Source organism: Mycobacterium sp., assembly GCF_049647605.1.
In the GTDB taxonomy this organism is placed as follows: Bacteria; Actinomycetota; Actinomycetes; order Mycobacteriales; family Mycobacteriaceae; genus Mycobacterium.
Genome location: NZ_JBARXZ010000152.1, coordinates 1 through 23,658, shown reverse-complemented (window position 1 = coordinate 23,658; position 23,658 = coordinate 1). Strand labels below are relative to the sequence as shown.

Here is a 23,658-nt window from a genome sequence, read left to right as displayed (position 1 = left end):
ATTGGGCAGTGTTTGTACTCCAATGGTTGAATTTGATCGCTGATCGACGAGGGAGCTTGGGTGGCTGACAAATCGAGAACGGGCAAACTGACACAACGGCACCTCGAGGAACTGATCGCCGCGGGTGACATCGACACCGTGATCGTCGCGTTCACCGACATGCAGGGTCGCTTGACCGGCAAACGGGTGTCGGCACGGCTGTTCGTCGAGGACGTCGCTGCGCACGGCGCCGAATGCTGCAACTACCTGCTGGCCGTCGACGTCGACAACAACACCGTCGACGGTTACGCGATCTCCAGCTGGGAGACCGGTTACGGCGACATGGTGATGACGCCGGACTTCACCACGCTGCGGCCACTGCCCTGGCTGCCGGGGTCGGCGTTGGTGATGGCCGATCTGTCCTGGACCGACGGCACGCCGGTGTTACAGGCGCCCCGCAGCATTCTGCGCAAGCAACTCGATCGCCTCTCCGACCGTGGCCTGGGGGCCTTTGTCGGCACCGAACTCGAGTTCATGGTCTTCGATGACGGTTACCGCGAGGCGTGGAAGGCGGGTTACCGCGGCCTGACCGCGGCCACGGATTACAACATCGACTACGCGATGCTGGCCTCGACCAGGATGGAGCCGCTGCTACGCGATATCCGCCTGGGCATGGAGGGCGCGGGCATGTACTGCGAGGGTGTCAAGGGGGAGTGCAACCTCGGTCAGCAGGAGATCGCGTTCCGGTACGCCGAAGCGCTGGTCACCTGTGACAACCACACCATCTACAAGAACGGCGCCAAAGAGATCGCCGACCAGCACGGCAAGAGTCTGACGTTCATGGCGAAATATGATGAGCGCGAAGGCAACAGCTGCCACATCCACATCTCCCTGCGGGGCGCCGACGGCAGTGCGGTGTTCGCCGATCACTCCGCCGAGCTCGGCATGTCGGAGATGTTCCGCAGCTTCATCGCGGGTCAACTCGCAACCCTGCGTGAACTGACCCTCTTCTACGCACCGAACATCAACTCCTACAAGCGGTTTGTCGACGGCAGTTTTGCGCCGACAGCCATCGCCTGGGGGCTGGACAACCGCACCTGCGCACTGCGGGTCGTCGGGCACGGGCACGGGATGAGGATGGAGTGCCGCGCGCCGGGAGGCGACGTCAACCAGTACCTGGCCGTGGCCGCTCTGATCGCCGGCGGCCTGCACGGCATCGACGCCGGGCTGGAGCTCGACGATGCGGTGGCCGGGAATGCCTACACTTCTGGTGCGGAACGCCTTCCGACGACGCTGGCCGAGGCCGCGGCCTTGTTCGAGAACTCGACGACTGCGCGGGAAGCCTTCGGCGACGACGTGGTGGAGCACTACCTGAACAATGCGCGCGTCGAACTGGCGGCCTTCAACTCTGCGGTCACTGATTGGGAGCGTGTGCGTGGCTTCGAACGTCTCTAGTCCGGTTCTCGGCCTGACCACCTACCTCCAGCAAGCGCAGACGGGGGTGTGGGACGTGCTGGCCAGTTTCCTGCCCGCCATCTACCTAGAAGGTGTCACCCGCGCCGGCGGGGTCGCCACCCTGCTGCCGCCGCAGCCGGTCGACGAGGTGATCGCCGGTCGGGTGCTCGACGGCCTGGACGGGTTGATCATCACCGGCGGCCGGGATGTGGATCCCGCCGCATACGGGCACAACCCGCATCCGGCGACCGACCAGCCGGCGCTGGACCGCGACGCCTGGGAATTTGCCCTGCTGCGGGGAGCGTTGGCGCGCAACATGCCGGTGCTGGGGATCTGCCGCGGCGCCCAGATGCTCAACGTGGCGCTGGGGGGCTCGCTGCACCAGCACCTGCCGGAGCTCCTCGGCCATACCCGGCACCAGGCGGGCAACGCCGTGTTCACCACCTCGACGGTGCGCACCGTACCCGGAACCAGGGTCGCAGCCCTGATCGGCGAATCCTCCGACGCGCAGTGCTACCACCACCAGGCGATCGCGGAGCTGGGCCGCGGGCTGATTGTCAGTGCCCAGGACGGTGCCGACGGGGTGATCGAGGCTATCGAGCTCGATCCGCAGCAGTATCCCAATGATTGGGTGGTGGCGGTGCAGTGGCATCCCGAGGAACGCCTGGATGACCTGCGGCTGTTCGCCGGAGTCGTCAATGCAGCCAGAGAGTATGCAACGGAAAGGGTTTCATGACACAGTCGACGTTGATCAATCCTGCCAACGAGCAGGCGCTGGGCGAGGTCGAGCAGCTCGACGTCGCTGCCGTCGACGACGCCGTCGCACGGGCGCAGGTGGCCCAGCGCAAGTGGGCTGCCACCGCGCCCGCCGAGAAAGCCGCCACGTTGCGTGCGTTCGCGGCAGCCGTTGACGGCGCGGTCGATGAGCTGGCTGCACTCGAGGTCGCCAACTCCGGGCACCCGATCGGCGCCGCCGAATGGGAGGCCGGAGCTGTCCGCGATGTGCTGCAGTTCTACGCGGCCAGCCCGGAAAGATTGTCCGGCAAGCAGATTCCGGTAGCCGGCGGTATCAACATCACCTTTCACGAGCCCATCGGTGTGGTGGGAATCATCACGCCGTGGAATTTCCCGATGCCGATAGCGTCGTGGGGTTTTGCTCCGGCGCTGGCGGCAGGCAACGCGGTGTTGATCAAGCCCGCCGAGTGGACCCCGCTGACCACGATCCGGTTGGGCGAGTTGGCGCTCGAAGCCGGTGTGCCAGAGGACCTGTTCCAGGTGCTGCCGGGCAAGGGGTCGGTGATCGGCGAACGGTTCGTCACCAACCCGGCGGTGCACAAGATCGTCTTCACCGGTTCCACCGAGGTGGGCACCCAGGTGATGGCCGGGGCCGCCAAGCAGGTCAAACGGGTGACGCTGGAGCTCGGCGGCAAAAGCGCCAACATCGTGTTCGACGACTGCGATCTGGAACGGGCCGCGGCCACCGCACCGTCGGGGGTTTTCGACAATGCGGGCCAGGACTGCTGCGCGCGGAGCCGGATCTTGGTCCAGCGCAATGTCTTCGACCGGTTCATGGAACTGCTGGAACCGGCGGTGCAAAACATCGTCGTCGGTGACCCGGCGGCCAGGGAGACCGAGATGGGCCCCCTGGTGTCCAAGAAGCACTGGCAGTCGGTGGCCTCCTACGTTCCCGACGGCGCGCCGGTGGCTTTCCGGGGGACGGCGCCGTCAGGCCCCGGTTACTGGTTCCCCCCGACCGTGCTGACCCCGGAGCGCACCGACCGGACCGTGACCGAGGAGATCTTCGGTCCCGTGGTGACGGTGCTGCCGTTCGACGACGAAGCCGACGCCATCGCCCTGGCCAACGACACGGACTACGGACTGTCCGGATCCATCTGGACCGACAATCTGTCGCGGGCGCTGCGGGTCTCGCGTGCCGTGGAGGCCGGTAACCTCAGCGTCAACTCACATTCGTCCGTGCGCTACAACACGCCGTTCGGCGGCTTCAAACAATCCGGGCTCGGTCGCGAGTTGGGTCCGGATGCGCCAGAGCATTTCACCGAAACCAAGAACGTCTTCATCGCGATAGCAGGAGAGAACTAACCGTGGAAACAAAGGTAGACCTGACCCAGCGGCTGGCCGGCAAGGTTGCCGTCATCACCGGCGGCGCCAGCGGCATCGGTCTGGCCACCGCCAAGCGGATGCGGGCCGAAGGCGCCACCATCGTGATCGGTGACATCGACCCGGCCACCGGCAAAGCCGTCGCCGATGAACTCGACGGTCTGTTCGTGCCGGTGGACGTCGCGGACAAGGTGGCGGTGGACACGCTCTTCGATACCGCTGCCGAGAAGTTCGGTTCGGTGGACATCGCCTTCAACAACGCCGGGATCAGCCCGCCCGAGGACGACCTGATCGAGAACACCGAGCTCGACGCGTGGGAGCGGGTGCAGGACATCAACCTCAAATCGGTGTATCTGTGCTGCAAAGCCGCGCTGCGCCATATGGTTCCGCAGCAAAAAGGCTCCATCATCAACACCGCGTCCTTTGTCGCGGTGATGGGTTCGGCGACCTCGCAGATTTCCTACACCGCCTCCAAGGGTGGCGTGCTGGCGATGTCGCGGGAGCTCGGTGTGCAGTTCGCCCGGCAGGGCATCCGAGTCAACGCACTGTGCCCGGGGCCGGTGAACACTCCGCTGCTGCAGGAACTGTTCGCCAAGGACCCCGAGCGCGCCGCCCGGCGATTGGTGCACATCCCGGTCGGCAGGTTCGCCGAGCCCGAGGAACTCGCGGCCGCCGTTGCCTTCCTGGCCTCCGATGACGCGTCGTTCATCACCGGTTCGACGTTCCTGGTCGACGGTGGCATCAGCTCCGCGTACGTGACCCCGCTGTAGTGACCGTGTCGGCCGATCCGGACATCCCCCAGGTCGCCGAGGCCGGCGCAGCCCTGCTGCGGCCGGTTCGGCTGGGAAACGCGTTCGAGGACACCGTTGGTCGGCTGCTGCAAATGATCCGCCTGGGTGTGCTGGCGCCGGGGGAGTCGTTGCCCCCCGAACGTGAGTTGGCGGCACGCCTGGGAGTCAGCCGCGACACCGTTCGGGAGGCGATCAAGTCGCTGGCCGAGGCCGGCTATCTGGTGTCTCGGCGGGGCCGGTACGGGGGGACGTTCCTGGCTGACGAACTCCCCGCGCACAGCGGCGGCGGCGAACGGGCGGGGCATGCCGAGATCGACGACGCCTTGCGCCTGCGGGAGATCCTGGAGGCCGGCGCGGCCCGGATGGCGGCGAGCCGGACGTTGTCCGCGGCCGAACGTGAGGAGCTGTGGTCGCGGCTCGGTGATGTCCGCGGTGCAAAGCTCGAGGACTACCGGCGCCTCGATTCGCGGCTGCATCTGGCGATCGCCGCGGCGGCGGGAACTCCGTCGTTGGTGCCGCTGGTGGCCGAGAACAGGATGCGGCTCAATGCGCTGCTCGATCAGATACCACTGCTGGAGCGCAACATCGCGCACTCCGACGAACAGCACGAGGCCATCGTGATCGCCATCCTGGCCGGTGACAGCGATCGGGCGGCGACGGCGATGCGGGCGCATGTCGCGGGGTCAGCGGCCCTGCTGCACGGCTTCCTGGACTAGATTCGGGGTATGGCAGCCCGGGGTGATGACACATCGGTGAACCGTGCGTCGTCGGCGCTTGCCGATGTGGACATCTCGGGCTGGACGATGCGCTTCGACCTGCTGTCGGACCCCAACCGGCTGGAGATCCTGCTGGCGCTGCACCGGGCGCCCGGCATCTGCGTCGGGGATCTGGCTGCGGCGCTCGGGCGGTCGGAGAACGCGGTGTCGCAGGCTCTGCGGGTGCTACGTCAGCAAGGCTGGGTCACCTCGACCCGGGTGGGCCGCCAGGTCGCCTACGAATTGCAGGACCACACCGTGCACGAGTTGTTGCATTGGATCGGTGCCGCGCACGGCTGAAGATCCCCCGGGCGGGGGATTTCTTCGATCGTTTATCTGAACAGGTAGACAGGCGATCTGGGCGGGCTTAGCCTCGGTCGATGACAATCGTCAATCAGGCCATGCACATGAGTGATGGCATCGTCAACGCCCCGGTTTCGGTGGCCTTCGGTGTGGTCGCAGTGCTGGCATTGGCGGTGTGCGTCTGGCGTGCCCGCGCCGAACTCGACGAGCGGACGGTACCGCTGGCGGGTCTGGTGGCGGCTTTCGTGTTTGCGGTGCAGATGGTGAACTTCCCGATCCTGCCCGGGGTGAGCGGACACCTGCTCGGTGGCGCGTTGGCGGCCATCTTGGTGGGCCCGTTCACCGGTGCCCTGTGTATCGCGATCGTGCTGGTGGTGCAGTCACTGCTGTTCGCCGACGGCGGGGTCACCGCGCTGGGCACCAACATCGTCAACATGGCGGTGATCGGTGTTGCTGCCGGATACGGCACGGCCGCGCTGCTGTACAAGATGCTTCGGCGCCGCCACGAGGGTTCGGTTCCGGTGCTGGGGGCCATCGCATTCACCGCGGCGACGGTCGGAACAGTCTGTGCCGCAATGGGTTTTGTGCTCGAGTACGCCATCGGCGGTCCCGCGGCGGCCTCGCTGCCCACGGTCGCCGGCTACATGTTCGGCACCCATCTGCTCATCGGCATCGGGGAGGGTGTCATCACCGCGCTCACGGTGATGACAGTGGTCCGGGCACGTCCCGATCTGGTGTACCTGCTACGGACCAGCCGCAACCGCCAGGAGGTGCCGGCATGACGGTGGAGTCGCGCACCGGCGCCGACCCGGTCAAGCGGAACCGGTTGTTCTGGCTCGGTTTTGCCATCGTCACACTGCTGATCGCCGGCGCGGTGTCCTACCTGGCCAGCGGCAGCCCCGATGGCCTGGACTCGGCAACTCTGCGGGGATGCGACGTGGTCGAGACCGACGGTGGTGAGGAACTCGTCGGCTCTTGCATCGCACAACACGCGACCGACCACACCATGGCGGGTTCGCCGCTGGCGGACTATGCCGTCGCCGGCGGCGCCAACACCGGTGGCATCGCCGGCATCATCGGTGCTGTCGTGACTCTGGCGATCGCCGGCGGCATCTTCTGGCTCATCGCCCGCTCCCGCACCCCCGAGAACTGACAGAAATGGGGGTCGGACACGCGCACCCGCTGTATCTGCACGCCGATACACCGCTGCACCGGTTGCCCGCCGAGACCAAAGTGGCCGGACTGGTGTTGTTCGTGCTGGCCGTGGTGGCCACACCGCGGGAGACGTTCTGGCCCTACGCGGTTTATGCGTTGCTGCTCTGCACGGTGTGGCGAATCGGCAGGATCCCACTGCGCTGGATCCTGCCGCGGATGCTCATCGAGGCGCCGTTTGTGGTGTTGGCGGTGCTGCTGCCGTTTGCCGAAGGCGGCGATCGAATCACGTTCGCCGGCCTGCAACTGTCGGTGGCCGGTCTCTGGGCGGCCTGGGGGATTGTTGTCAAAGGCACTCTGGGCGTGGCCGCGTCGTTGACGGTGGCCGCGACCACCTCGGCGCGGGAATTGCCGGTGGCGTTGAGCCGGCTCGGGGTGCCGGCCATGATGAGTTCGATCCTGATGCTGATGATCCGCTACATCGACCTGCTTGCCGCAGAAATCGCCAGGATGCGGATGGCCCGACTGTCCCGCGGTGACTCGCCGCGCGCCCTGCATCAGGCCGGTGCCATCGCCGCCGGTGTGGGTGCGTTGTTCCTGCGGTCGTATTCCCGCGGTGAGCGGGTGTACCTGGCGATGCTGTCCCGGGGTTTCGACGGCCGGATGCCGGAATTGGCCGGGGTGGCCGCGGTGCCCCGGCCAACCCCGGCTCAATGGGTGCTGGCATTGATGCCCGCCGTTGCGGCAGTAGTGGTGGCGGCCGGCGGATGGCTGCTGCGGTGAGTGTGCCGGCGGTCCGGGTCACCGGCGTGACCTACACCTATCCCGACGGCCACACCGCGCTGGCCGGTGTGGACCTATCGGTCGCGGCCGGTGAGCGGGTGGCGCTGCTCGGCCCCAACGGGGCGGGCAAGACCACGCTGATGCTGCATCTCAACGGGGTCCTCACCGCCGCATCGGGCACCGTGGAGATATCCGGGATCATGCTGGCACGCAAGACATTACATGATATCCGGCGTCGGGTCGGGCTGGTGTTCCAAGATCCCGACGATCAACTGTTCATGCCGACACTGGCCCAGGATGTCGCCTTCGGTCCGGCGAACTTCGGGGTGCGCGGTGCGGAGCTCGCGCAGCGGGTGGAGCGGGCGCTGGCAACGGTCGGGATGGCCGAGCTGGCGCAGCGCAACCCCGCCCACCTGTCCGGCGGTCAGCGTCGTCGTGCGGCGCTGGCCGCGGTGCTGGCCTGCGAACCGGATGTGCTGGTGCTCGACGAGCCGTCGGCCAATCTGGATCCCGTTGCCCGCCGCCGGCTCGCCGAGACACTGCAGACCGTCGGCGCGACGATGCTGCTGGTCACCCACGATCTGCCGTATGCCGCACAGCTGTGTGACCGAGCCGTCGTCATCGATGACGGCCGGGTGGTTGCCGACGGCGAGGTGAACTCGATCTTGTCGGATTCGGCTCTGCTGCAACGGCATCAGCTCGAGCTGCCCTGGGGGTTCCAGCTCCCCGCCCACTGATCAGGTGTGCGAGTGGGTGTGCTCCTCGACCAGCCCCTGTTGGTGCACATGCCGGTGGGAGTGCTCCTCGGTGCCGTGGCTATGGCTGTGCTCGTGCTCGACATGGCTGTGGTCATGCTCGGTGTGGGCGTGGCTGTGGGTGACGTCGTCGTGGTCATGGGTGTGCACATGTGCTTCGGAATGGGTGTGTTGCTGCGACATCGGGGTGCTGCCTTTCTGCTGGTTCAGGCGCTGTGGCCCGGGAAGGGATGCACGTCGGTATCGCGGCGGTGGTGTCCGGGCACACCGGGTCCGGCATGCTCGGCGTTGAACACCGCGTCGACCACGAGCTGGCGCACGTGATCGTTTTCGACGCGGTAGATCACCTGGGTGCCTTCCCTGCGGGTGCGGACCAGCCGTGCCATCCGCAGCTTGGCCAGGTGTTGGGATACCGACGGTGCGGGCTTGCCGACGTGTTCGGCGAGGTCGTTGACGGAGCGCTCGCCTCGGGTCAGTGCCCACAGGATCTGAATGCGGGTGGAATCGGCGAGCATTCGGAAGACCTCGACGACCAGGCCGGCCTGGTCGTCGGGCAATCGCTCGACCGCAGCTCCATTATCTGCATTCATACGCAAATAGTAGCGTGGAGTCCGACGGCGGGAAAGAGGTCCGCGGATTCAGTGCCGTTTGGGCGGCGGCCAGGGCGGCTCGCCGCACAGGGACAGCAGCGCGTTCTCGATCACCTCGGGCAGCGCGGGATGGATCCAGTACTGGCCACGGGCCAGGTCTTGGCCGTTGAGGCCAAAACTCATCGCCTGGATCAACGGCTGGATCAGCGAGGACGCCTGGTGGCCCATGATGTGCGCGCCGAGGATCTTGCCGGTGTCGGCTTCGACGATGATCTTTGCGATACCCGTGGTGTCTTCCATCGCCCAGCCATAAGCGACGTCGCCGAAGTCCTGCACTTTGGTCGAAACGGTGTAACCAGCTGCGCGAGCCTCGTTTTCGGTGAGTCCGACCATCGCGATCTGTGGATCGGTGAACACCGCCGAGGGTACGAACCGGTGATCGGAGGCCGCCATGGCGTCGGTGTCGTCCCAGTCGGTGAGCAGATTGTGTCGCACCACCCGCGCCTCGTGGTTGGCCACATGTTTGAGCTGGAAGGGGGAGCTGACGTCGCCGAGGGAAAAGATGCCGCGCGCGGTGGTGCGCTGGTACTCGTCGACCTTGACCAGGCCGTTGTCGTCGACCTCCACACCTGCCAGGTCGGCCGACAGCAGGTCGCCGTTGGGTATCCGGCCGGTGGCCACCAGCACCGCGTCGGCCTCGAGGACCGCGCCGTTGTCGAGCACCAACTCGACACCGGAGTCACATGGCCGGCTGCCGACGACATTTCGCCGGCTGTGGATCTCCCACTTCTTGGCGGCGATATCGGTGAACCGTTCGCAGATGGTGTCGTCGCAATGGGTCAACATGGTGGAGCCGCGGATCACCACGGTCACCCGCGAGCCGAGAGCGGAGAACACGTGCGCAAACTCCGCGGCGACAAAACCGCCACCGACGATGATCAGGTGCTCGGGCAGCTCGGACATCCGCATCACGGTGTCGCTGGTGTAGTACTGCACTCCGCATTCGGAGATGGCCTCCGGGACCGACGCGCGGGCACCGGCGGCGATCACCACCTGGTCGGAGGTGAACTCGTCACCGCCCTCGGTGCGCAGCAGATAGCGGCCATCCGGTTGGGTCGGACCGAACCTGGTGTGGCTGTCGAACACCGTCACGTTGGGGGAGGAGCGTCGATACCTCTCCCCACCGAGCGCGATCGGGTCGATCCGGCCGAAGACCCGGGAGACGATATCGCTCCAGCGGACCTTGTCGATCCGGGCGTCGATCCCGAATCGGGATGAATCGCGAATGCCGGCAGCCACTTCCGCGGCGTAGACAAACATCTTTGTCGGGATGCAGCCGACGTTGAGGCAGGTGCCGCCGAAGGTGCCCTGTTCACACAGCGCCACCTTCTTGCTGTCGTAGCGCTCGTCGAGGATGCTGTTACCCGATCCGGTGCCGATGATCGTCAGGTCGAAATGGTCCACGAGGTCAATCCTGTCCGGAAGGGGTGGTGGAGGTGGCCCGCGACACGCCGAGATAGTGATCCAGCCAGCGGTCGAGTTCCCGGTAGGCGCTCTCGCGGGGACCCGAAAGGGACAGGAACACATCGTGTTTGGCGTCGACAATCGGGGCCACGGTGGTGTGTGTGCCGCCCACGCAGCCGGCCCAGCGGGCGATCTGGCGGACGTCGAGAACGGCGTCTCCGGTCTGGATCGCCGTGCTGTCGAGCGCCCCACGCGCCTCGGGCACGCTGTGATCGGAGCGTAGGACCAGGTTCGGGACCCCCACATCGAGCCCCCGATGTAGCCGGGCGTGTCCACGCCGGATTGCATTGATCCAGCCGAAGGTCACCGGGAAGCCACCCACGGGTTTCCATGTCAGGTCGTATTCGAATTCGCCGTGGAAGTCCCGATGCAGTGAGGTCCCGTACCCGCCGGGTGTCGGTTTGCGGATCACCTGGTGTTTCCGGATGCGGGCCAGGCCCATCAGGGCGGCCGCGGTCGGCGGGGTGCGCAGGATCGCCGGACCGTGCAGATCGAAGAACGGGCTGTTGAGCACCAGTCCACCCACGCCACGGGCAGCGGTCTCGCCGCGCTCATGCAGCCGGTCCAGCCACAGCGTGACCACCAGGCCGCCGGCGGAATGCCCGTAGACACACACCGTCGCGGAGTCGGTTTCGGCGCCGATGACGGCCAAGGCGCGTTCGAGCTCGGTGTCGTAGCGGGACAGGTCGGTGGTGAAGTGCGGGGTCTGCCCCTCGCGCCACGACCGGCCGCACTTGTGCAGGTCGAGTGCGTAGAACACAAAGCCACGGTCGGCGAACCGGTCGGCGAGTTCGGTGTTGAAGAAGTAATCGGTATAGCCGTGCACCGCCAGGACCGCATGTCGTGACGACGGGGGCGCTGCGGCACGGACCAGCGTTGCCGCCAGGTCACCCTCACCGTCGGGGTCGGCGCCCAGCTCGAAGGTGGTCTGAAGATAGCCCGGGAGCACGTCGGGGACCCATACGGTCACGGTTTCACCTTAGCCGCGTGGGCTCCGCGGACGTCGGCGCGCGGTGTGGGGCGACAGAGATCACCTGAACCGCCGGGTTGAGATATTTGGCGGCGGGATAATCTGGCGGTACCAGTGTCGCCGATGCTCAGGACATCGCTACGACGACCGATTCGACTAGAAGGACCACGTAATCGTGTCAGACGCCTCAGTAGCCAAGACAGACGTTGTACTCGTCGGCGCCGGAATCATGAGCGCCACCCTGGGTGCGTTGCTGCGAATCGTGGAGCCGAACTGGTCGATAACGCTGATCGAGCGTCTCGACGGGGCTGCCGCCGAGAGCAGTGACCCCTGGAACAACGCCGGTACCGGTCACTCGGCATTGTGTGAGCTCAACTACACCCCGGAGAAGCCGGACGGCTCGATCGACATCACCAAGGCCGTCCACGTCAACGAGCAGTTCCAGGTGTCGCGACAGTTCTGGGCCCACGCCGTCGAGAACGGAATCCTCACCGACGTCCGCAACTTCCTGAACCCGGTGCCGCACGTCAGCTATGTCGAAGGGGCCGAGCGGGTCGACTACCTCCGCAGACGCCGGGACGCGCTGGCTTCCAATCCGCTGTTCGCCACCACGGAGTTCATCGACGACGCCGACGAGTTTGCCCGCCGGCTTCCGTTCATGGCGGCCAAACGTGACTTCGCCGAGCCGGTCGCGCTGAACTGGACCACCGACGGCACCGACATCGACTTCGGGTCGCTGGCCAAGCAGCTCATCGGATACGGCGTGCGCAGTGGCACCACCGCGCTGTTCGGCCACGAGGTGCGCAACCTGTCCCAGCAGTCCGACGGAACCTGGAACGTCAAGGTGACCAACCGGCGCACCGGTGTCACCCGCACCATCAACACCAAGTTCATCTTTGTCGGGGCCGGCGGCGACGCACTTCCACTGCTGCAGAAGTCGGGCATCAAGGAAGCCAAGGGATACGGCGGTTTTCCCGTCGGCGGCCAGTTCCTGCGGACCGCCAACCCGGTGGTCACCGCCGGTCACCGGGCCAAGGTGTACGGCTTCCCGCCGCTGGGCGCGCCGCCGATGTCGGCGCCGCACCTGGACACCCGGATCATCAACGGCAAGCCGTGGCTGCTGTTCGGGCCGTTTGCCGGATGGTCGCCGAAGTTCCTCAAGCAGGGCCACTTCACCGATCTGCCCTTCTCGGTCAAGCCCGACAACCTGGGCTCCATGCTCGGGGTGGGGCTCTCGCAGATGTCGCTGGTGAAGTATCTGGTCGGCCAACTGCGGCTGTCAGAGGCCGATCGGGTGGATGCGCTGCGTGAATTTGCCCCCAGCGCAGTGGATTCCGACTGGGAGCTGTCCATGGCTGGACAGCGGGTCCAGGTGATCAAGCCGGCCAAGGGCAAGGGCGGCACCCTCGAGTTCGGCACCACCGTGCTGGCCGCCTCCGACGGCAGTATCGCCGGACTGCTGGGGGCCTCGCCCGGGGCGTCCACCGCGGTGCCCGCGATGCTCGATGTGATGGAGCGCTGCTTCGGCGAGCGCTTCGCCGGATGGCAGCCGCGGCTGCGGGAGATGATCCCGTCGCTGGGCACCGAGTTGTCGCACGAGCCCGAACTGTTCGCCGAGGTGTGGGCGTGGGGCACCAAGGTCCTGGGACTCGAATCGGGGGCCGACGCGGCCGCTGCGGCGCTGGCCGCAGGTGCCGACAAATCGGTGTCCGGCGCCGAGCGCGACGATCCAGAACCCGCGGGAGTGGTATGACAGTGGCGCTGCGCCGGCAGTGGGCCCAAGACGTCAGCGCAGCGACACTGTACGAGCTACTGAAGCTGCGTGTTGAGGTCTTTGTCGTCGAACAGGCTTGTGCCTACCCGGAACTCGATGGACGTGACCTGCTGCCGGAGACCCGCCACTTCTGGTTGGAGAATGACGGTGAGGTGATCAGCATCCTGCGGTTGATGGAGGAGCACGCCGGCGGGGAGAAGTCCTTCCGGATCGGTCGGGTGTGCACCAAGCAGTCCGCACGCGGGCAGGGCCACACCACGCGACTGCTGCAGGCCGCGCTCGCCGAGGTGGGTGACTACCGTTGCCGGATCGACGCTCAGACCTACCTCGTCGAGATGTACGCCTCGCAGGGTTTTGTCCGTGACGGTGAGGAATATCTCGACGACGGCATTCCGCACGTCCCGATGCTGCGTCCGGGAAGCCGTACCGAGGATCAGGCGTGAGGAGTCGGCCCGGGAAGTGTCCGCCGGGCCAGACTAAGCTCGCCGGGTGACCGAGAACGCCTACCTGGTCGGGCTGCGCCTGGCCGGCAAGAAGGTTGTTGTTGTCGGCGGGGGGACAGTGGCGCAACGCCGGCTGGGCCTACTCGTCGACAGCGGTGCCGATGTCCATGTCATCACCCGATCGGCCACCCCCGCCGTCGAAGCGATGGCCGGTATCAGCCTGCAGCTGCGCGACTACCGCGACGGTGACCTCGATGGAGCCTGGTACGCCATCGCGGCCACCGACGATCCCGACGTCAATGCGGCAGTGGTCGCGGAGGCGGATCGTCACCACATCTTCTGCGTCCGTGCCGACATCGCCCGCGACGGCACCGCGGTGACTCCGGCGACGTTCGATCACGCCGGGCTGTCGATCGGGGTGCTGGCCGGGGGCGAGCATCGCCGTTCGGCGGCGATCCGCTCGGCGATCTATGAGGCGTTGCAGAGCGGTGTGATCGCCGCCCGGAGTGAGCTGGCGGAGACGGCAAACGATCTGCGGGGCCGGGTGGCCTTGGTCGGTGGTGGGCCGGGGGATCCCGAGCTGATCACCGTGCGGGGCCGACGCCTGCTGGCGCAGGCAGATGTGGTGGTTGCCGACCGGTTGGCGCCGCAGCAGCTGCTGGCCGAACTGCCGCCGCACGTCGAGGTGATCGATGCGGCCAAGATCCCCTATGGCCGCGCGATGGCTCAGGAAGCGATCAACGACGTTCTCGTCAACCGCGCCCGGGCCGGCCAGTTCGTGGTGCGCCTCAAGGGTGGCGACCCATTCGTCTTCGCCCGTGGTTATGAGGAAGTGCAGGCCTGCGCCGCCGCTGGGATACCGGTCACAGTGGTTCCCGGTGTGACCAGTGCGATCGCGGTGCCCGCGGCGGCCGGAGTGCCCGTCACCCACCGGGCGGTCAACCACGAGTTCGTGGTGGTCAGCGGCCACCTGGCACCTGATCATCCCGACTCGCTGGTGAACTGGGATGCGCTGGCGGCGCTATCGGGCACCATCGTGCTGTTGATGGCCGTCGAACGTATCGAATTGTTTGCCAAGGTGCTGCGCGACGGCGGCCGACCAGCAGAAACGCCGGTCCTGGTGGTTCAGCACGGCACCACATCGGCGGAGCGGGTGGTGACGGCGACGTTGGCCGATGTCGCAGACGTGATTCGCGCGGAAGGGATCCGACCGCCGGCGATCATCGTGATCGGATCTGTCGTCGGGGTCTCGGCGGGAAGCCCCGCCGGGGCGGCGCTGGGCGGTGCTCTGTGACCGTTCCGAGCTTAAACAACTCTTAATATTACTGTAGAGTAGCTCGGCATGACGGCTCTCAACGACGCCGAGCGGGCGCACGCGGAAGCGCGCGCTGCCGGTTCGGACCGCGCGCTGCCGGCACGGGTGGACGCATCGGGCCCGCCGGCCGGCAGGTACCCGAGCTGGCTGCCGTCGCGGAGGTTCTTCGCCGCAGTTGTCGCCATCGGTGGCATGCAGTTGTTGGCCACCATGGACAGCACCATCGCCATCGTCGCGCTGCCGCAGATTCAGGATGAGCTGGGCTTGTCCGACGCCGGCCGCAGCTGGGTGATCACGGCGTATGTGTTGACCTTCGGCGGCCTGATGCTGCTGGGTGGGCGTCTCGGCGACACCATCGGCCGCAAGCGGACCTTCATCGTCGGTGTTGCCCTGTTCACCATCGCCTCGATCCTGTGTGGCATCGCCTGGAGTGAAGGCACTCTGGTGGTCGCCCGGCTGCTGCAGGGTGTGGGTGCGGCCATCGCCTCGCCGACCGGTCTGGCGCTGGTGGCCACCACCTTCCCGAAGGGGCCGGCCCGAAACGCGGCCACCGCCGTCTTCGCCGCGATGACCGGTGTCGGTTCGGTGATGGGCCTGGTGGTGGGCGGCGCCCTGACAGAAGTGTCGTGGCGGCTGGCGTTCCTGGTGAACGTCCCGATCGGAATCCTGATGATCTATCTGGCACATCGTGCGCTGCGGGAGACGAACAAAGAGCGGATGAAGCTCGATGCCGGTGGCGCGCTGCTGGCGACGTTGGGCTGCACCGCCGCGGTGTTCGGCTTCACCCAAGGCCCCGAGAACGGTTGGTCGGCGCCGCTGACGATCGCTTCCGGAGTCATTGCGGTGGTGGCGTTCCTGGGCTTTGTGGTCGTCGAACGTTCCGCGGAGAACCCGGTGGTGCCGTTCGACCTGTTCCGGGACCGGAACCGGGTGGCGACCTTCGCCGCGATCTTCCTGGCCGGCGGTGTCATGTTCACCTTGACCGTCCTGATCGGTCTGTACGTGCAGGACATCATGGGTTACAGCGCGCTGCGGGCCGGTATCGGCTTCATCCCGTTCGTGATCGCGCTCGGTATCGGTCTGGGCTTGTCGTCCCACCTGGTGTCGAAGTTCCCGCCGCGCATCCTGGTGATCGGCGGTGGTGTCATGGTGCTGGCTGCCATGATCTACGGCTCGACCTTGCACGGTGACATCCCGTACTTCCCGAACCTGGTTCTCCCGATCACCGTCGGAGGATTTGGTATCGGCATGATCGTGGTGCCGCTGACGGTCTCGGCGATTGCCGGGGTGGGCTTCGACCGCATCGGGCCGGTGTCCGCGATCGCACTGATGTTGCAGAACCTCGGTGGTCCGGTGGTACTGGCGATCATCCAGGCTGTGATCACGTCACGCACCCTGTATCTGGGCGGTACCACCGGCCCGGTCAAGAACATGAACGAAGCGCAGCTCGGAGCGCTCGACGCCGGCTACACCTACGGGTTGTTGTGGGTGGCGGCCGTCGCGGTGCTGGTGGGTGCGGCCGCGTTGTTCATCGGGTACACCGCCAAGCAGGTGGCCCATGCGCAGGAAGTCAAGGACGCGATCGACGCCGGCGAGCTCTGAGCCCAGCTCAGCGCCGGGATCCGCGGGTTGGTTTGAATCCACATTCCTCGGGGTAAGTGTGCCGGTACGCTGTGAACTGTGCACCCTGCCGAGGCGCACGGGTGCCGCGCGGCGGGGAAATACATGGATGTAATTTCTACACACCTGTGCACAACTCCTGTGGATAACTCCGCCGTGCCGTCGGTGATCGCACCGGCCCACATCGGCTGAGCTAATTCAGTTCGGCCCCTCACCCGAAACGGGTGAGCTGCTGTTGCGGAATCCGGGTTGGCGCCAGCCGGGCTGGCTAATGATGTACTGTTCCAATCGATTACAGGTGACAACAGGTCCCGCAGATCGTTATCCGGCGCGGCGTTCTGTACTGCATGGGCATGTTGCTGGCAAACACGATGGTAAGTGGGCAATCGATCATGCGGCGACCTGTGCATCCGGTGCGAGTTCTGGTCACTCTGGTGGCGACGCTCGGTCTGCTGGCCGTGTCGGGGTGCGGCGGTGTCCGCAACTCGGAGGCCGCCGACGACGTGCGGGTTTTGCCGGATGCTGCCAGCTCACCGATCGACACTTTGCGGGAGAAGGCCAAGGACGCCTACCTCTTCGCCTTCCCATTGGTGCTGAACTACCGCGCGATGTACCGACAGGCCATCGCGGGGGACCGCGAGTTCGGTCGGTGGTTGCACATGGGGGAGTCGACACCGCAGGACACCGACATCGTCACGCCCAACAATGACACGCCGTACTCGTTTGCCTGGGTGGATCTGCGCTCACAACCCTGGGTCCTGACGGTGCCGCCGATCGAGGCCGGCCGCTACCACGCCAGCCAATGGGACGATCTCTGGGGATTTGTCCTGGGCAGCCCCGGCGGGCTCGAGGACGGCAACGACGGTGTCTCGGTGATGTTGGCCGCCCCTGACGACACGGCTGCCCCGCCACCAGGGGTTTCTCGGGTCATCAAGGGGGAGAGCAGTTTTCTCGGCACCATGACTCGAACCCAGAAGCTCAGCACCGATGACGGAATGGCTCAGGTCCGGGCGATCCAGGACAACTACCGCCTGGAGTCGCTCAGCAGCTTCCTGGGCACCGCGGCCCCGGACCCGGCTCCGGCGATCGAGTGGCCGGAGTGGATCGAAGGCGCCGAAACCACCACCAAATTCTGGGATTACGTGGCGCTGCTGCTGCCCCACACCACCAACAATTCGGCGGACTCGGCGATGCTCGACGTACTGGCCGAGTTGGGCATCACCCGCGACGCCCCGTTCAACAGCGCAGGGTCCTCCCGCGAGGTCCAGGAGGCGTTGCAGACCGGAGTCGCCGACGGGCAAGCGGAGTTGAAGCGTCTCAGCGAAGCCGGAGACCTGAACTCGGCGATCCTCTTCGGCCACCCGGCGACAATGGGCAACAACTATGTGGACCGGGCGCTGGGGGCGTATCTGGGTCTGTTCGGCAATGTGGCCGAACAAGCGGTCTACTACAGCCTGCCCACCGACAGCGATGGGCAGGCTCTCGACGGCAGCAAAGCCGGTTACACACTCACCTTCCCGCCCGGTGGGCAGCCCCCGGTGAAGTACTTCTGGTCGCTGACCATGTACGACATCCCGCAACGACGGCTGGTGTCCAACCCGATCAACAGGTATTCCCTCGGCAGTGACACCCCGGAACTCCGGCAGAACCCCGACGGCTCCACCACCATCTATCTGTCCGCTCACGATCCCGGTGGCGAGCAGTCCGGCAACTGGCTCCCCGCGCCGGCTGGACCATTCTGGGTGGTGTTGCGCACCTACGGACCGAAGGAAGCGATCCTGCAAAAGCTGTGGCAGCCACCGCCGATCGACAAACAGCCCTGACGGGATCGGCGTTGGTGGGCGGAGTCGTTCCCCGAGCTTGCCGGCCCAGCGGCTAGGCTGGCCCGCTGTGATCACCCGCATGTCCGAGCTGTTCCTGCGAACCCTCCGTGACGACCCTGCCGACGCCGAGGTCCCGAGCCACAAGCTGCTGATCCGGGCGGGCTACGTCCGGCCCGTCGGCCCGGGCCTGTACAGCTGGCTGCCACTGGGATTGCGGGTGTTGCGCAATATCGAGCGGGTGGTCCGCGAGGAGATGACACAGATCGGCGGCCAGGAAATCCTGTTCCCGGGCTTGCTGCCGCGCGCACCCTATGAGGCCACCAACCGCTGGACCGAGTACGGCGACAATCTGTTTCGGGTCAAAGACCGCCGCAAGAACGACTATCTGCTCGGCCCCACGCACGAAGAGCTGTTCACGTTGACGGTCAAGGGGGAGTACAGCTCCTACAAGGACTTCCCGGTCATCCTGTTCCAGATCCAGAACAAGTACCGCGATGAGGCCCGGCCGCGCGCCGGGATCCTGCGCGGGCGTGAGTTCCTGATGAAGGACTCGTACTCGTTCGACGTCGACGATGACGGACTGAAGAACGCCTACAACGCTCACCGTGAGGCCTATCAGAAGATCTTCGCCCGCCTCGACGTGCAGTATGTGATCGTCTCGGCAGTGTCCGGCGCCATGGGAGGCAGCGCATCCGAGGAGTTCCTGGCCGAGAGTGAGGTCGGCGAGGACACCTTCGTCCGCTGCCTGGAGTCCGGCTACGCCGCCAATGTCGAGGCCGTCATCACCCGCGTCCCGGAGTCGCTGCCGATCGACGGACAAGCCGAGGCAGTTGTCTACGACACTCCTGATGCCCCGACCATCGCCACCCTGGTGGACTGGGCCAACGGCGCCGAGCTGCCGCAGTTCGCCGGCCGCACGGTCACCGCCGCCGACACCTTGAAAGTTGTTCTGCTCAAGACCCGTCAACCCGGTGGCGAATGGGAACTGCTGGCCGTCGGTGTGCCCGGTGACCGTGAGGTCGACGACAAACGCCTCGGGGCTGCGCTCGAGCCGGCCGAGTATGTCCTGCTCGACGACGCCGACTTTGCCAAGCACCCGTTCCTGGTCAAGGGTTATGTAGGTCCAAAAGCGCTGCTGGAAAACGGTGTTCGCTTTGTTGTCGATCCGCGGATCGTGGACGGCAGCGCGTGGATCACCGGCGCCGACGCGCCCCACAGGCACGTTGTCGGATTGGTCGCCGGTCGCGACTTCACCGCCGAGGCCACCATCGAGGCCGCCGAGGTTCGTGACGGTGATGCGTCGCCGGACGGTGCGGGGCTGCTGGTCTCGGCGCGGGGCATCGAGATCGGGCACATCTTCCAACTCGGCCGCAAGTACACCGATGCCTTCACCGCCGACGTGCTGGGTGAGGACGGCAAGCCGGTGCGGCTGACCATGGGCTCCTATGGCATCGGCGTCTCCCGACTGGTGGCGGTGATCGCCGAGCAACAGCATGACGCCCTGGGCCTGCGCTGGCCGGCCGCCATCGCGCCATTCGACCTGCACCTGGTGATTGCCAACAAGGATGCCGACGCCCGGACCGGGGCCACCGAACTGGCGGCGGCGCTCGACCGGATCGGGCTGGAGGTCCTCTTCGACGACCGGCAGGCATCGCCCGGGGTGAAGTTCAAGGACGCCGAGCTGCTCGGCATGCCGTGGGTGGTTGTTGTCGGCCGTGGTTGGGCCAACGGTGTGGTGGAGCTGCGTAACCGGTTCACCGGTGAGACCCGTGAGGTCCCGGTCGACTCGGCCGCGACGGAAATCGCGGAGGCGGTCTCCGGGCGGTAGCTCGCCCGCGTCGCGAGACGGCGCGCTACTCGGGTCCGCCGGGGAAGGCCACCGTGGCCGGGAAGACCCCCAGGATGTTCTGCCACCGGGCCATCAGGATCGCGCTCTGGGTCAATGCGTCGACCGCGAAGGCCCGGTCGGCTTCGTCGGCGGACTGCTCCAGCACGGCGCGCCACGCGACGGCGGAGTCGTTTTCCATCTGCAAGGCCAGTTGGGCTGCCTCTGTCGGGTCGTTGACCACCGACGGGAGTTGGTAACCGGGGGCAGCCAGTGGTGGCTTCACGGACAGCGCGTCCAACATCGGGATCAGCGACTCCCGCTGCGCCCGGTGCCGGGCGATCGCCTGGGCGATCAGCCAGTTGTCCTCCGGTGTGGAGTGCGCCGAGACGATCCCGTAGCCGTAGATCGCCGCGTGCTCGGTGGCCAGCGCGTCGTAGAGAGCGGCGGCGGCCGGGTCCGAGGGGCGTTGCGGTGTGGTGGGGTCCGACGAGGACGGTTCTGGTGAAGTCTGCTCTGGCGAGGTCACTGTGCGGCCCTCCGCGGTGGTAGCGCCACGGTGTAGGCGGTGGTGCAGGACGCTGCGATCGAGCCCAGCAGGCCGGCGCGGTAGCCGGATTCCCGGACGGCGTAGTCGGCCGCGCGGGTGGCGGCGGTCCGCAGGGCGTCGGACAGGTCGGCCACCGACGGCGGGGTCACCGGCGGTGTGGGGGAGGAGGTGGTCTCGGTGCTGGAGGTTGTCGGCGTCGGGGTCGCGGGGACCAGGGAGCCCAGAGTGCGGGAGATCTCATCGGCCAGCGCCTGGGCATGTCGGCTGCGCTCGCCGGCGATCTGGGTCAGCGTGGGCACCAACTCTCGCGGGGCGGTCTGCGCAACGGTCCGGGCCAGCTCACTGTCGTCGGTGGCCAGCGCCAGCTGGGCGCGTAATTCGTCGACGTCCGGGGGCGGTTCGCTGCCGCAGGCGGAGGTGACCAGGGCGAGCAGTGCCAGCGCCAGGGCGCCGCGACCGGCACCCACCAGAACGTCCCTGCGGGGGATCGATCCGTTCCGGCGACGGCTGGAGCTGTTGTCAGGGTGAACGACGCCGAGCACCGCCTCATCCTGCCATCTCGACAGGTCAGCTCCGGCCGGCACCTCGATTGGGGCGCCGCGCCGTTCTCCTGGCGTATCGTGGAGGGCTGGTTCCGCGGGACTACCGCAGAACAGGCGTCGAACGACATGACCGGACAACTCAAGATGAGGAGCTCGCCGTGACTGAGCGGTCCAGAGGACTGCCCGCACCGCACGAGGTGATCGAGCTGCTTGGTGGCGAGTTCGCGCAGGCTGGATATGAGATCGACGATGTCCGGGTTGACGCCGCGAGGAAACCGGCTCGGATCGTCGTGACCGTGGACGGGGACATCCCACTTGATCTGGATACCGTCGCCGAGCTGTCCCGGGTGGCCTCCGAACGGTTGGACACACTGGCCGACACCTTGGACGCCTACCTGCTCGAGGTCAGCTCGCCCGGGGTGGAGCGTCCGCTGACGCAGGAGAAGCACTACCGGCGCGCCCATGGCCGCAAGGTGGAGTTGACGCTGGCCGCGGGGGAGCAGCTCACGGGCCGGATCGCCGGGGTGCTCACCGAGAACGGGATCGGGTTGTTGCGTCTGGTGGTGCCTGGGAAGACCAAGGGATCCGGCACGTGGTCAGTGCGTGAACTGCCACTCGCCGAAATTGTCAAAGCTGTTGTGCAAGTTGATTTTTCACCGCCCAATCAGCGAGAGCTGGATCTGGTTGGTCAAGCGGGAACGGAGGCCGGAGCATGAACATCGATATGGCTGCGCTACACGCCATCGAAGTGGATCGGGGGATTCCCGAAGGGGAGCTCCTCGACACCATCAAGTCAGCGCTGCTGACTGCCTACCGGCACACCGAGGGGCATTCCGCCGACGCCTGGATCGAGATCGACCGCAAGAGCGGCGAAGTCAAGGTGATGGCCCGTGAGCACGATGACGAGGGCCAGGTCATCAGCGAATGGGACGACACTCCCGAGGGCTTCGGGCGGGTCGCGGCGACCACCGCCCGACAGGTGATGCTGCAGCGGTTCCGGGACGCCGAGAACGAGAAGATCTACGGTGAGTTCGCGGCACGCGAAGGCGATATCGTCGCCGGCATCATCCAGCGCGACGCCCGTGCCAACGCGCGGGGTGAGGTCGTGCTGCGAATGGGCAGTGAGACCAAGTACTCCGAGGGTGTCATCCCCGCCTCCGAGCAGGTGCCCGGTGAACGCTACGAGCACGGCGACCGGTTGCGCTGCTTTGTCCTCGGAGTCACCCGCGGGCTACGGGAGCCGCAGATCCGGCTCTCCCGCACCCATCCGAACCTGGTCCGCAAGCTGTTCTCCCTCGAAGTGCCCGAGATCGCCGACGGGTCCGTCGAGATCGTTGCGGTGGCACGGGAGGCCGGCCACCGGTCGAAGATCGCCGTGGCATCCCGGTTGCCCGGGCTCAACGCCAAAGGTGCGTGCATCGGGCCGATGGGTCAGCGGGTGCGCAACGTGATGAGCGAGCTGTCGGGCGAGAAGATCGACATCATCGATTTCGACGAGGACCCGGCCCGGTTCGTCGCCAACGCCCTGTCCCCGTCCAAGGTGGTCTCGGTGACCGTCATGGACGCCGCCGCCCGCGCCGCCCGTGTGGTGGTTCCCGACTTCCAGCTGTCGCTGGCGATCGGTAAAGAAGGTCAGAACGCGCGATTGGCGGCGCGGCTGACCGGTTGGCGAATCGATATCCGCAGTGATGCGGCACCTGACCCCGCCGCCCCTGCCGCCGGCCATCACGGCGATCGGCGGTCGCCCGAGGTGCCCGAGGGTCACTGAGGATTCGGGTGATACCGGGCCGGCACCCGCCTGATTTAGAGCAAACGGCAGGTGACGGTAGACTGAGCCGTGATCCAGCGCGAGACTTCCGGAACCGACACACGGAAGCACCGAAGTACAGAAGGACCGGTGCGCACGTGTGTCGGCTGCCGGAAGCGAGAGCTGGCCGTCGTACTGCTTCGAGTAGTGGCGGCGTCGAACAGAATTGGTACAGGCACCCTCGGTTCAGACACTGATGTGCCGGCCGTGATGGTTGACACTGCCGGTAACCTTCCGGGGCGGGGTGCATGGATGCATCCTGACCCGCAGTGTGTACACGCAGCGATTCGGCGGCGAGCATTCGCTCGAGCGTTGCGGATCGCCGGTCTACCGGACACCTCCGCGGTGATCGAGTACGTCAGCGCCCTTCCCGGCGCTGAGGTTCTCGATGAACTGCGGCAACAGAGAACAGGCAGCGAAGAACATGAGCACACCGTGAAGTCCCGATGACCATGCGTCATAGCTAAACCCGAGGCGCGGCGCCACACCACCGCTGTCGCCTCCAGACAGGAGATGTAGTGGCAGGTAAGGCCCGTGTGCACGAGTTGGCTAAGGAACTCGGTGTCACCAGTAAGCAGGTTCTCGCCCGATTGAGCGAACAGGGCGAGTTCGTCAAATCGGCGTCGTCGACGGTGGAAGCACCCGTCGCGCGACGCCTTCGTGAATCTTTCGGCGGCGGCAAGTCGTCCGACAAGTCGTCGGACCGGGGCTCGTCGCCCAAGCCGTCCCCGGTCAACGGCCGGCCCGGCCCGGCCGGTGGCTCCGGTGCCACCCCCGGCGGTAC

General features: G+C 66.5%; 26 protein-coding genes. 20 read left to right on the top strand and 6 right to left on the bottom strand.

Annotated features, from left to right (window positions below):
* The first annotated feature begins 60 nt into the window (after positions 1-60).
* The 10 genes from WBB07_RS19265 (at position 61) to WBB07_RS19220 (ending at position 8,073) form a co-directional block, all read left to right on the top strand.
* A complete protein-coding gene (locus WBB07_RS19265) occupies positions 61-1,434 on the top strand; it encodes a glutamine synthetase family protein (RefSeq protein ID WP_526309994.1) in 1,374 nt (457 codons plus the stop codon).
* Positions 1,358-2,170, top strand: a complete 813-nt coding sequence (locus WBB07_RS19260; RefSeq protein ID WP_526309993.1) for a gamma-glutamyl-gamma-aminobutyrate hydrolase family protein — start codon at positions 1,358-1,360, stop codon at positions 2,168-2,170. The genes WBB07_RS19265 and WBB07_RS19260 overlap by 77 nt, the downstream gene beginning before the upstream one ends.
* Positions 2,167-3,534, top strand: a complete 1,368-nt coding sequence (locus WBB07_RS19255; RefSeq protein WP_526309992.1) for an aldehyde dehydrogenase family protein — start codon at positions 2,167-2,169, stop codon at positions 3,532-3,534. The genes WBB07_RS19260 and WBB07_RS19255 overlap by 4 nt, the downstream gene beginning before the upstream one ends.
* Positions 3,535-3,536: 2 nt before the next feature.
* Entirely contained in the window at positions 3,537-4,322 is a 786-nt protein-coding gene (locus WBB07_RS19250) for a 3-oxoacyl-ACP reductase (protein ID WP_526309991.1), read from the top strand.
* Positions 4,323-4,327: 5 nt separating this feature from the next.
* On the top strand, positions 4,328-5,059 hold the full coding sequence (locus WBB07_RS19245; RefSeq protein WP_526310049.1) for a FadR/GntR family transcriptional regulator: 732 nt from the start codon (positions 4,328-4,330) through the stop codon (positions 5,057-5,059).
* Between the two features lie 9 nt (positions 5,060-5,068).
* Positions 5,069-5,398, top strand: a complete 330-nt coding sequence (locus tag WBB07_RS19240; RefSeq protein WP_526309990.1) for an ArsR/SmtB family transcription factor — start codon at positions 5,069-5,071, stop codon at positions 5,396-5,398.
* An 80-nt stretch (positions 5,399-5,478) separates the two neighbouring features.
* On the top strand, positions 5,479-6,183 hold the full coding sequence (locus WBB07_RS19235) for an energy-coupling factor ABC transporter permease (RefSeq protein ID WP_526309989.1): 705 nt from the start codon (positions 5,479-5,481) through the stop codon (positions 6,181-6,183).
* Entirely contained in the window at positions 6,180-6,554 is a 375-nt protein-coding gene (locus tag WBB07_RS19230; RefSeq protein ID WP_526309988.1) for a PDGLE domain-containing protein, read from the top strand. Before WBB07_RS19235 ends, WBB07_RS19230 begins: the two co-directional genes overlap by 4 nt.
* 5 nt (positions 6,555-6,559) lie before the next feature.
* Positions 6,560-7,336 (top strand): cobalt ECF transporter T component CbiQ, encoded by a 777-nt coding sequence (gene cbiQ, locus WBB07_RS19225; RefSeq protein WP_526309987.1) that lies wholly within the window; start codon positions 6,560-6,562, stop codon positions 7,334-7,336.
* Entirely contained in the window at positions 7,321-8,073 is a 753-nt protein-coding gene (locus WBB07_RS19220; RefSeq protein ID WP_526309986.1) for an energy-coupling factor ABC transporter ATP-binding protein, read from the top strand. Before cbiQ ends, WBB07_RS19220 begins: the two co-directional genes overlap by 16 nt.
* Here the strand turns inward: WBB07_RS19220 and WBB07_RS19215 are convergent, their stop codons facing one another.
* From WBB07_RS19215 to WBB07_RS19200, 4 genes are read right to left on the bottom strand one after another with little or no spacing between them, the layout of a single operon-like run.
* Positions 8,074-8,274, bottom strand: a complete 201-nt coding sequence (locus tag WBB07_RS19215; protein WP_526309985.1) for a zinc transporter Slc39a7 — start codon at positions 8,272-8,274, stop codon at positions 8,074-8,076. It lies immediately after the preceding gene.
* 23 nt (positions 8,275-8,297) lie between these two features.
* Positions 8,298-8,681 (bottom strand): ArsR/SmtB family transcription factor, encoded by a 384-nt coding sequence (locus WBB07_RS19210; protein WP_526309984.1) that lies wholly within the window; start codon positions 8,679-8,681, stop codon positions 8,298-8,300.
* 48 nt (positions 8,682-8,729) lie between these two features.
* Positions 8,730-10,145 (bottom strand): mycothione reductase, encoded by a 1,416-nt coding sequence (gene mtr / locus WBB07_RS19205; RefSeq protein ID WP_526309983.1) that lies wholly within the window; start codon positions 10,143-10,145, stop codon positions 8,730-8,732.
* Positions 10,146-10,149: 4 nt separating this feature from the next.
* Positions 10,150-11,175, bottom strand: a complete 1,026-nt coding sequence (locus tag WBB07_RS19200; protein WP_526309982.1) for an alpha/beta hydrolase — start codon at positions 11,173-11,175, stop codon at positions 10,150-10,152.
* Between the two features lie 229 nt (positions 11,176-11,404).
* Between WBB07_RS19200 and mqo the strand changes: the two genes are divergently transcribed.
* The 6 genes from mqo (at position 11,405) to WBB07_RS19170 (ending at position 19,978) form a co-directional block, all read left to right on the top strand.
* A complete protein-coding gene (gene mqo, locus WBB07_RS19195; RefSeq protein WP_526310048.1) occupies positions 11,405-12,928 on the top strand; it encodes a malate dehydrogenase (quinone) in 1,524 nt (507 codons plus the stop codon).
* Entirely contained in the window at positions 12,925-13,392 is a 468-nt protein-coding gene (locus tag WBB07_RS19190; protein WP_526309981.1) for a GNAT family N-acetyltransferase, read from the top strand. Before mqo ends, WBB07_RS19190 begins: the two co-directional genes overlap by 4 nt.
* A gap of 46 nt (positions 13,393-13,438) precedes the next feature.
* Complete coding sequence (gene cobA / locus WBB07_RS19185; RefSeq protein WP_526309980.1) at positions 13,439-14,686, top strand: uroporphyrinogen-III C-methyltransferase; 1,248 nt, start codon at positions 13,439-13,441, stop codon at positions 14,684-14,686.
* 48 nt (positions 14,687-14,734) lie between these two features.
* Entirely contained in the window at positions 14,735-16,309 is a 1,575-nt protein-coding gene (locus WBB07_RS19180) for an MFS transporter (RefSeq protein ID WP_526309979.1), read from the top strand.
* 410 nt (positions 16,310-16,719) lie between these two features.
* Positions 16,720-18,150: a DUF1254 domain-containing protein gene (locus WBB07_RS19175; RefSeq protein WP_526309978.1), complete on the top strand. Its 1,431-nt coding sequence runs from the start codon at positions 16,720-16,722 to the stop codon at positions 18,148-18,150.
* A gap of 67 nt (positions 18,151-18,217) precedes the next feature.
* On the top strand, positions 18,218-19,978 hold the full coding sequence (locus WBB07_RS19170) for a proline--tRNA ligase (RefSeq protein ID WP_526309977.1): 1,761 nt from the start codon (positions 18,218-18,220) through the stop codon (positions 19,976-19,978).
* 25 nt (positions 19,979-20,003) lie between these two features.
* Here WBB07_RS19170 and WBB07_RS19165 read toward each other — a convergent pair whose 3' ends face one another.
* The gene (locus WBB07_RS19165) at positions 20,004-20,504 is read right to left on the bottom strand and encodes a ferritin-like domain-containing protein (RefSeq protein WP_526309976.1); all 501 of its coding nucleotides are present in this window, start codon (positions 20,502-20,504) and stop codon (positions 20,004-20,006) included.
* Positions 20,501-20,992 (bottom strand): hypothetical protein, encoded by a 492-nt coding sequence (locus WBB07_RS19160; RefSeq protein ID WP_526309975.1) that lies wholly within the window; start codon positions 20,990-20,992, stop codon positions 20,501-20,503. Before WBB07_RS19160 ends, WBB07_RS19165 begins: the two co-directional genes overlap by 4 nt.
* A 233-nt stretch (positions 20,993-21,225) precedes the next feature.
* On the opposite strand from WBB07_RS19160, the gene rimP reads away from it, so the two are divergent.
* The 4 genes from rimP to WBB07_RS19140 all read left to right on the top strand — a co-directional run.
* Positions 21,226-21,783 carry a ribosome maturation factor RimP gene (gene rimP / locus WBB07_RS19155; protein WP_526309974.1) on the top strand — a complete coding sequence of 186 codons (558 nt, stop codon included), beginning with the start codon at positions 21,226-21,228 and terminating at the stop codon, positions 21,781-21,783.
* Positions 21,780-22,835 (top strand): transcription termination factor NusA, encoded by a 1,056-nt coding sequence (nusA, locus tag WBB07_RS19150; protein ID WP_526309973.1) that lies wholly within the window; start codon positions 21,780-21,782, stop codon positions 22,833-22,835. Before rimP ends, nusA begins: the two co-directional genes overlap by 4 nt.
* Before the next feature lie 69 nt (positions 22,836-22,904).
* Positions 22,905-23,324, top strand: coding sequence for a DUF448 domain-containing protein (locus tag WBB07_RS19145; protein WP_526309972.1), 420 nt, complete (start codon positions 22,905-22,907; stop codon positions 23,322-23,324).
* A 68-nt stretch (positions 23,325-23,392) separates the two neighbouring features.
* On the top strand, positions 23,393-23,658 hold a 266-nt coding region (locus WBB07_RS19140; RefSeq protein ID WP_526309971.1), incomplete at its 3' end, for a translation initiation factor IF-2 N-terminal domain-containing protein.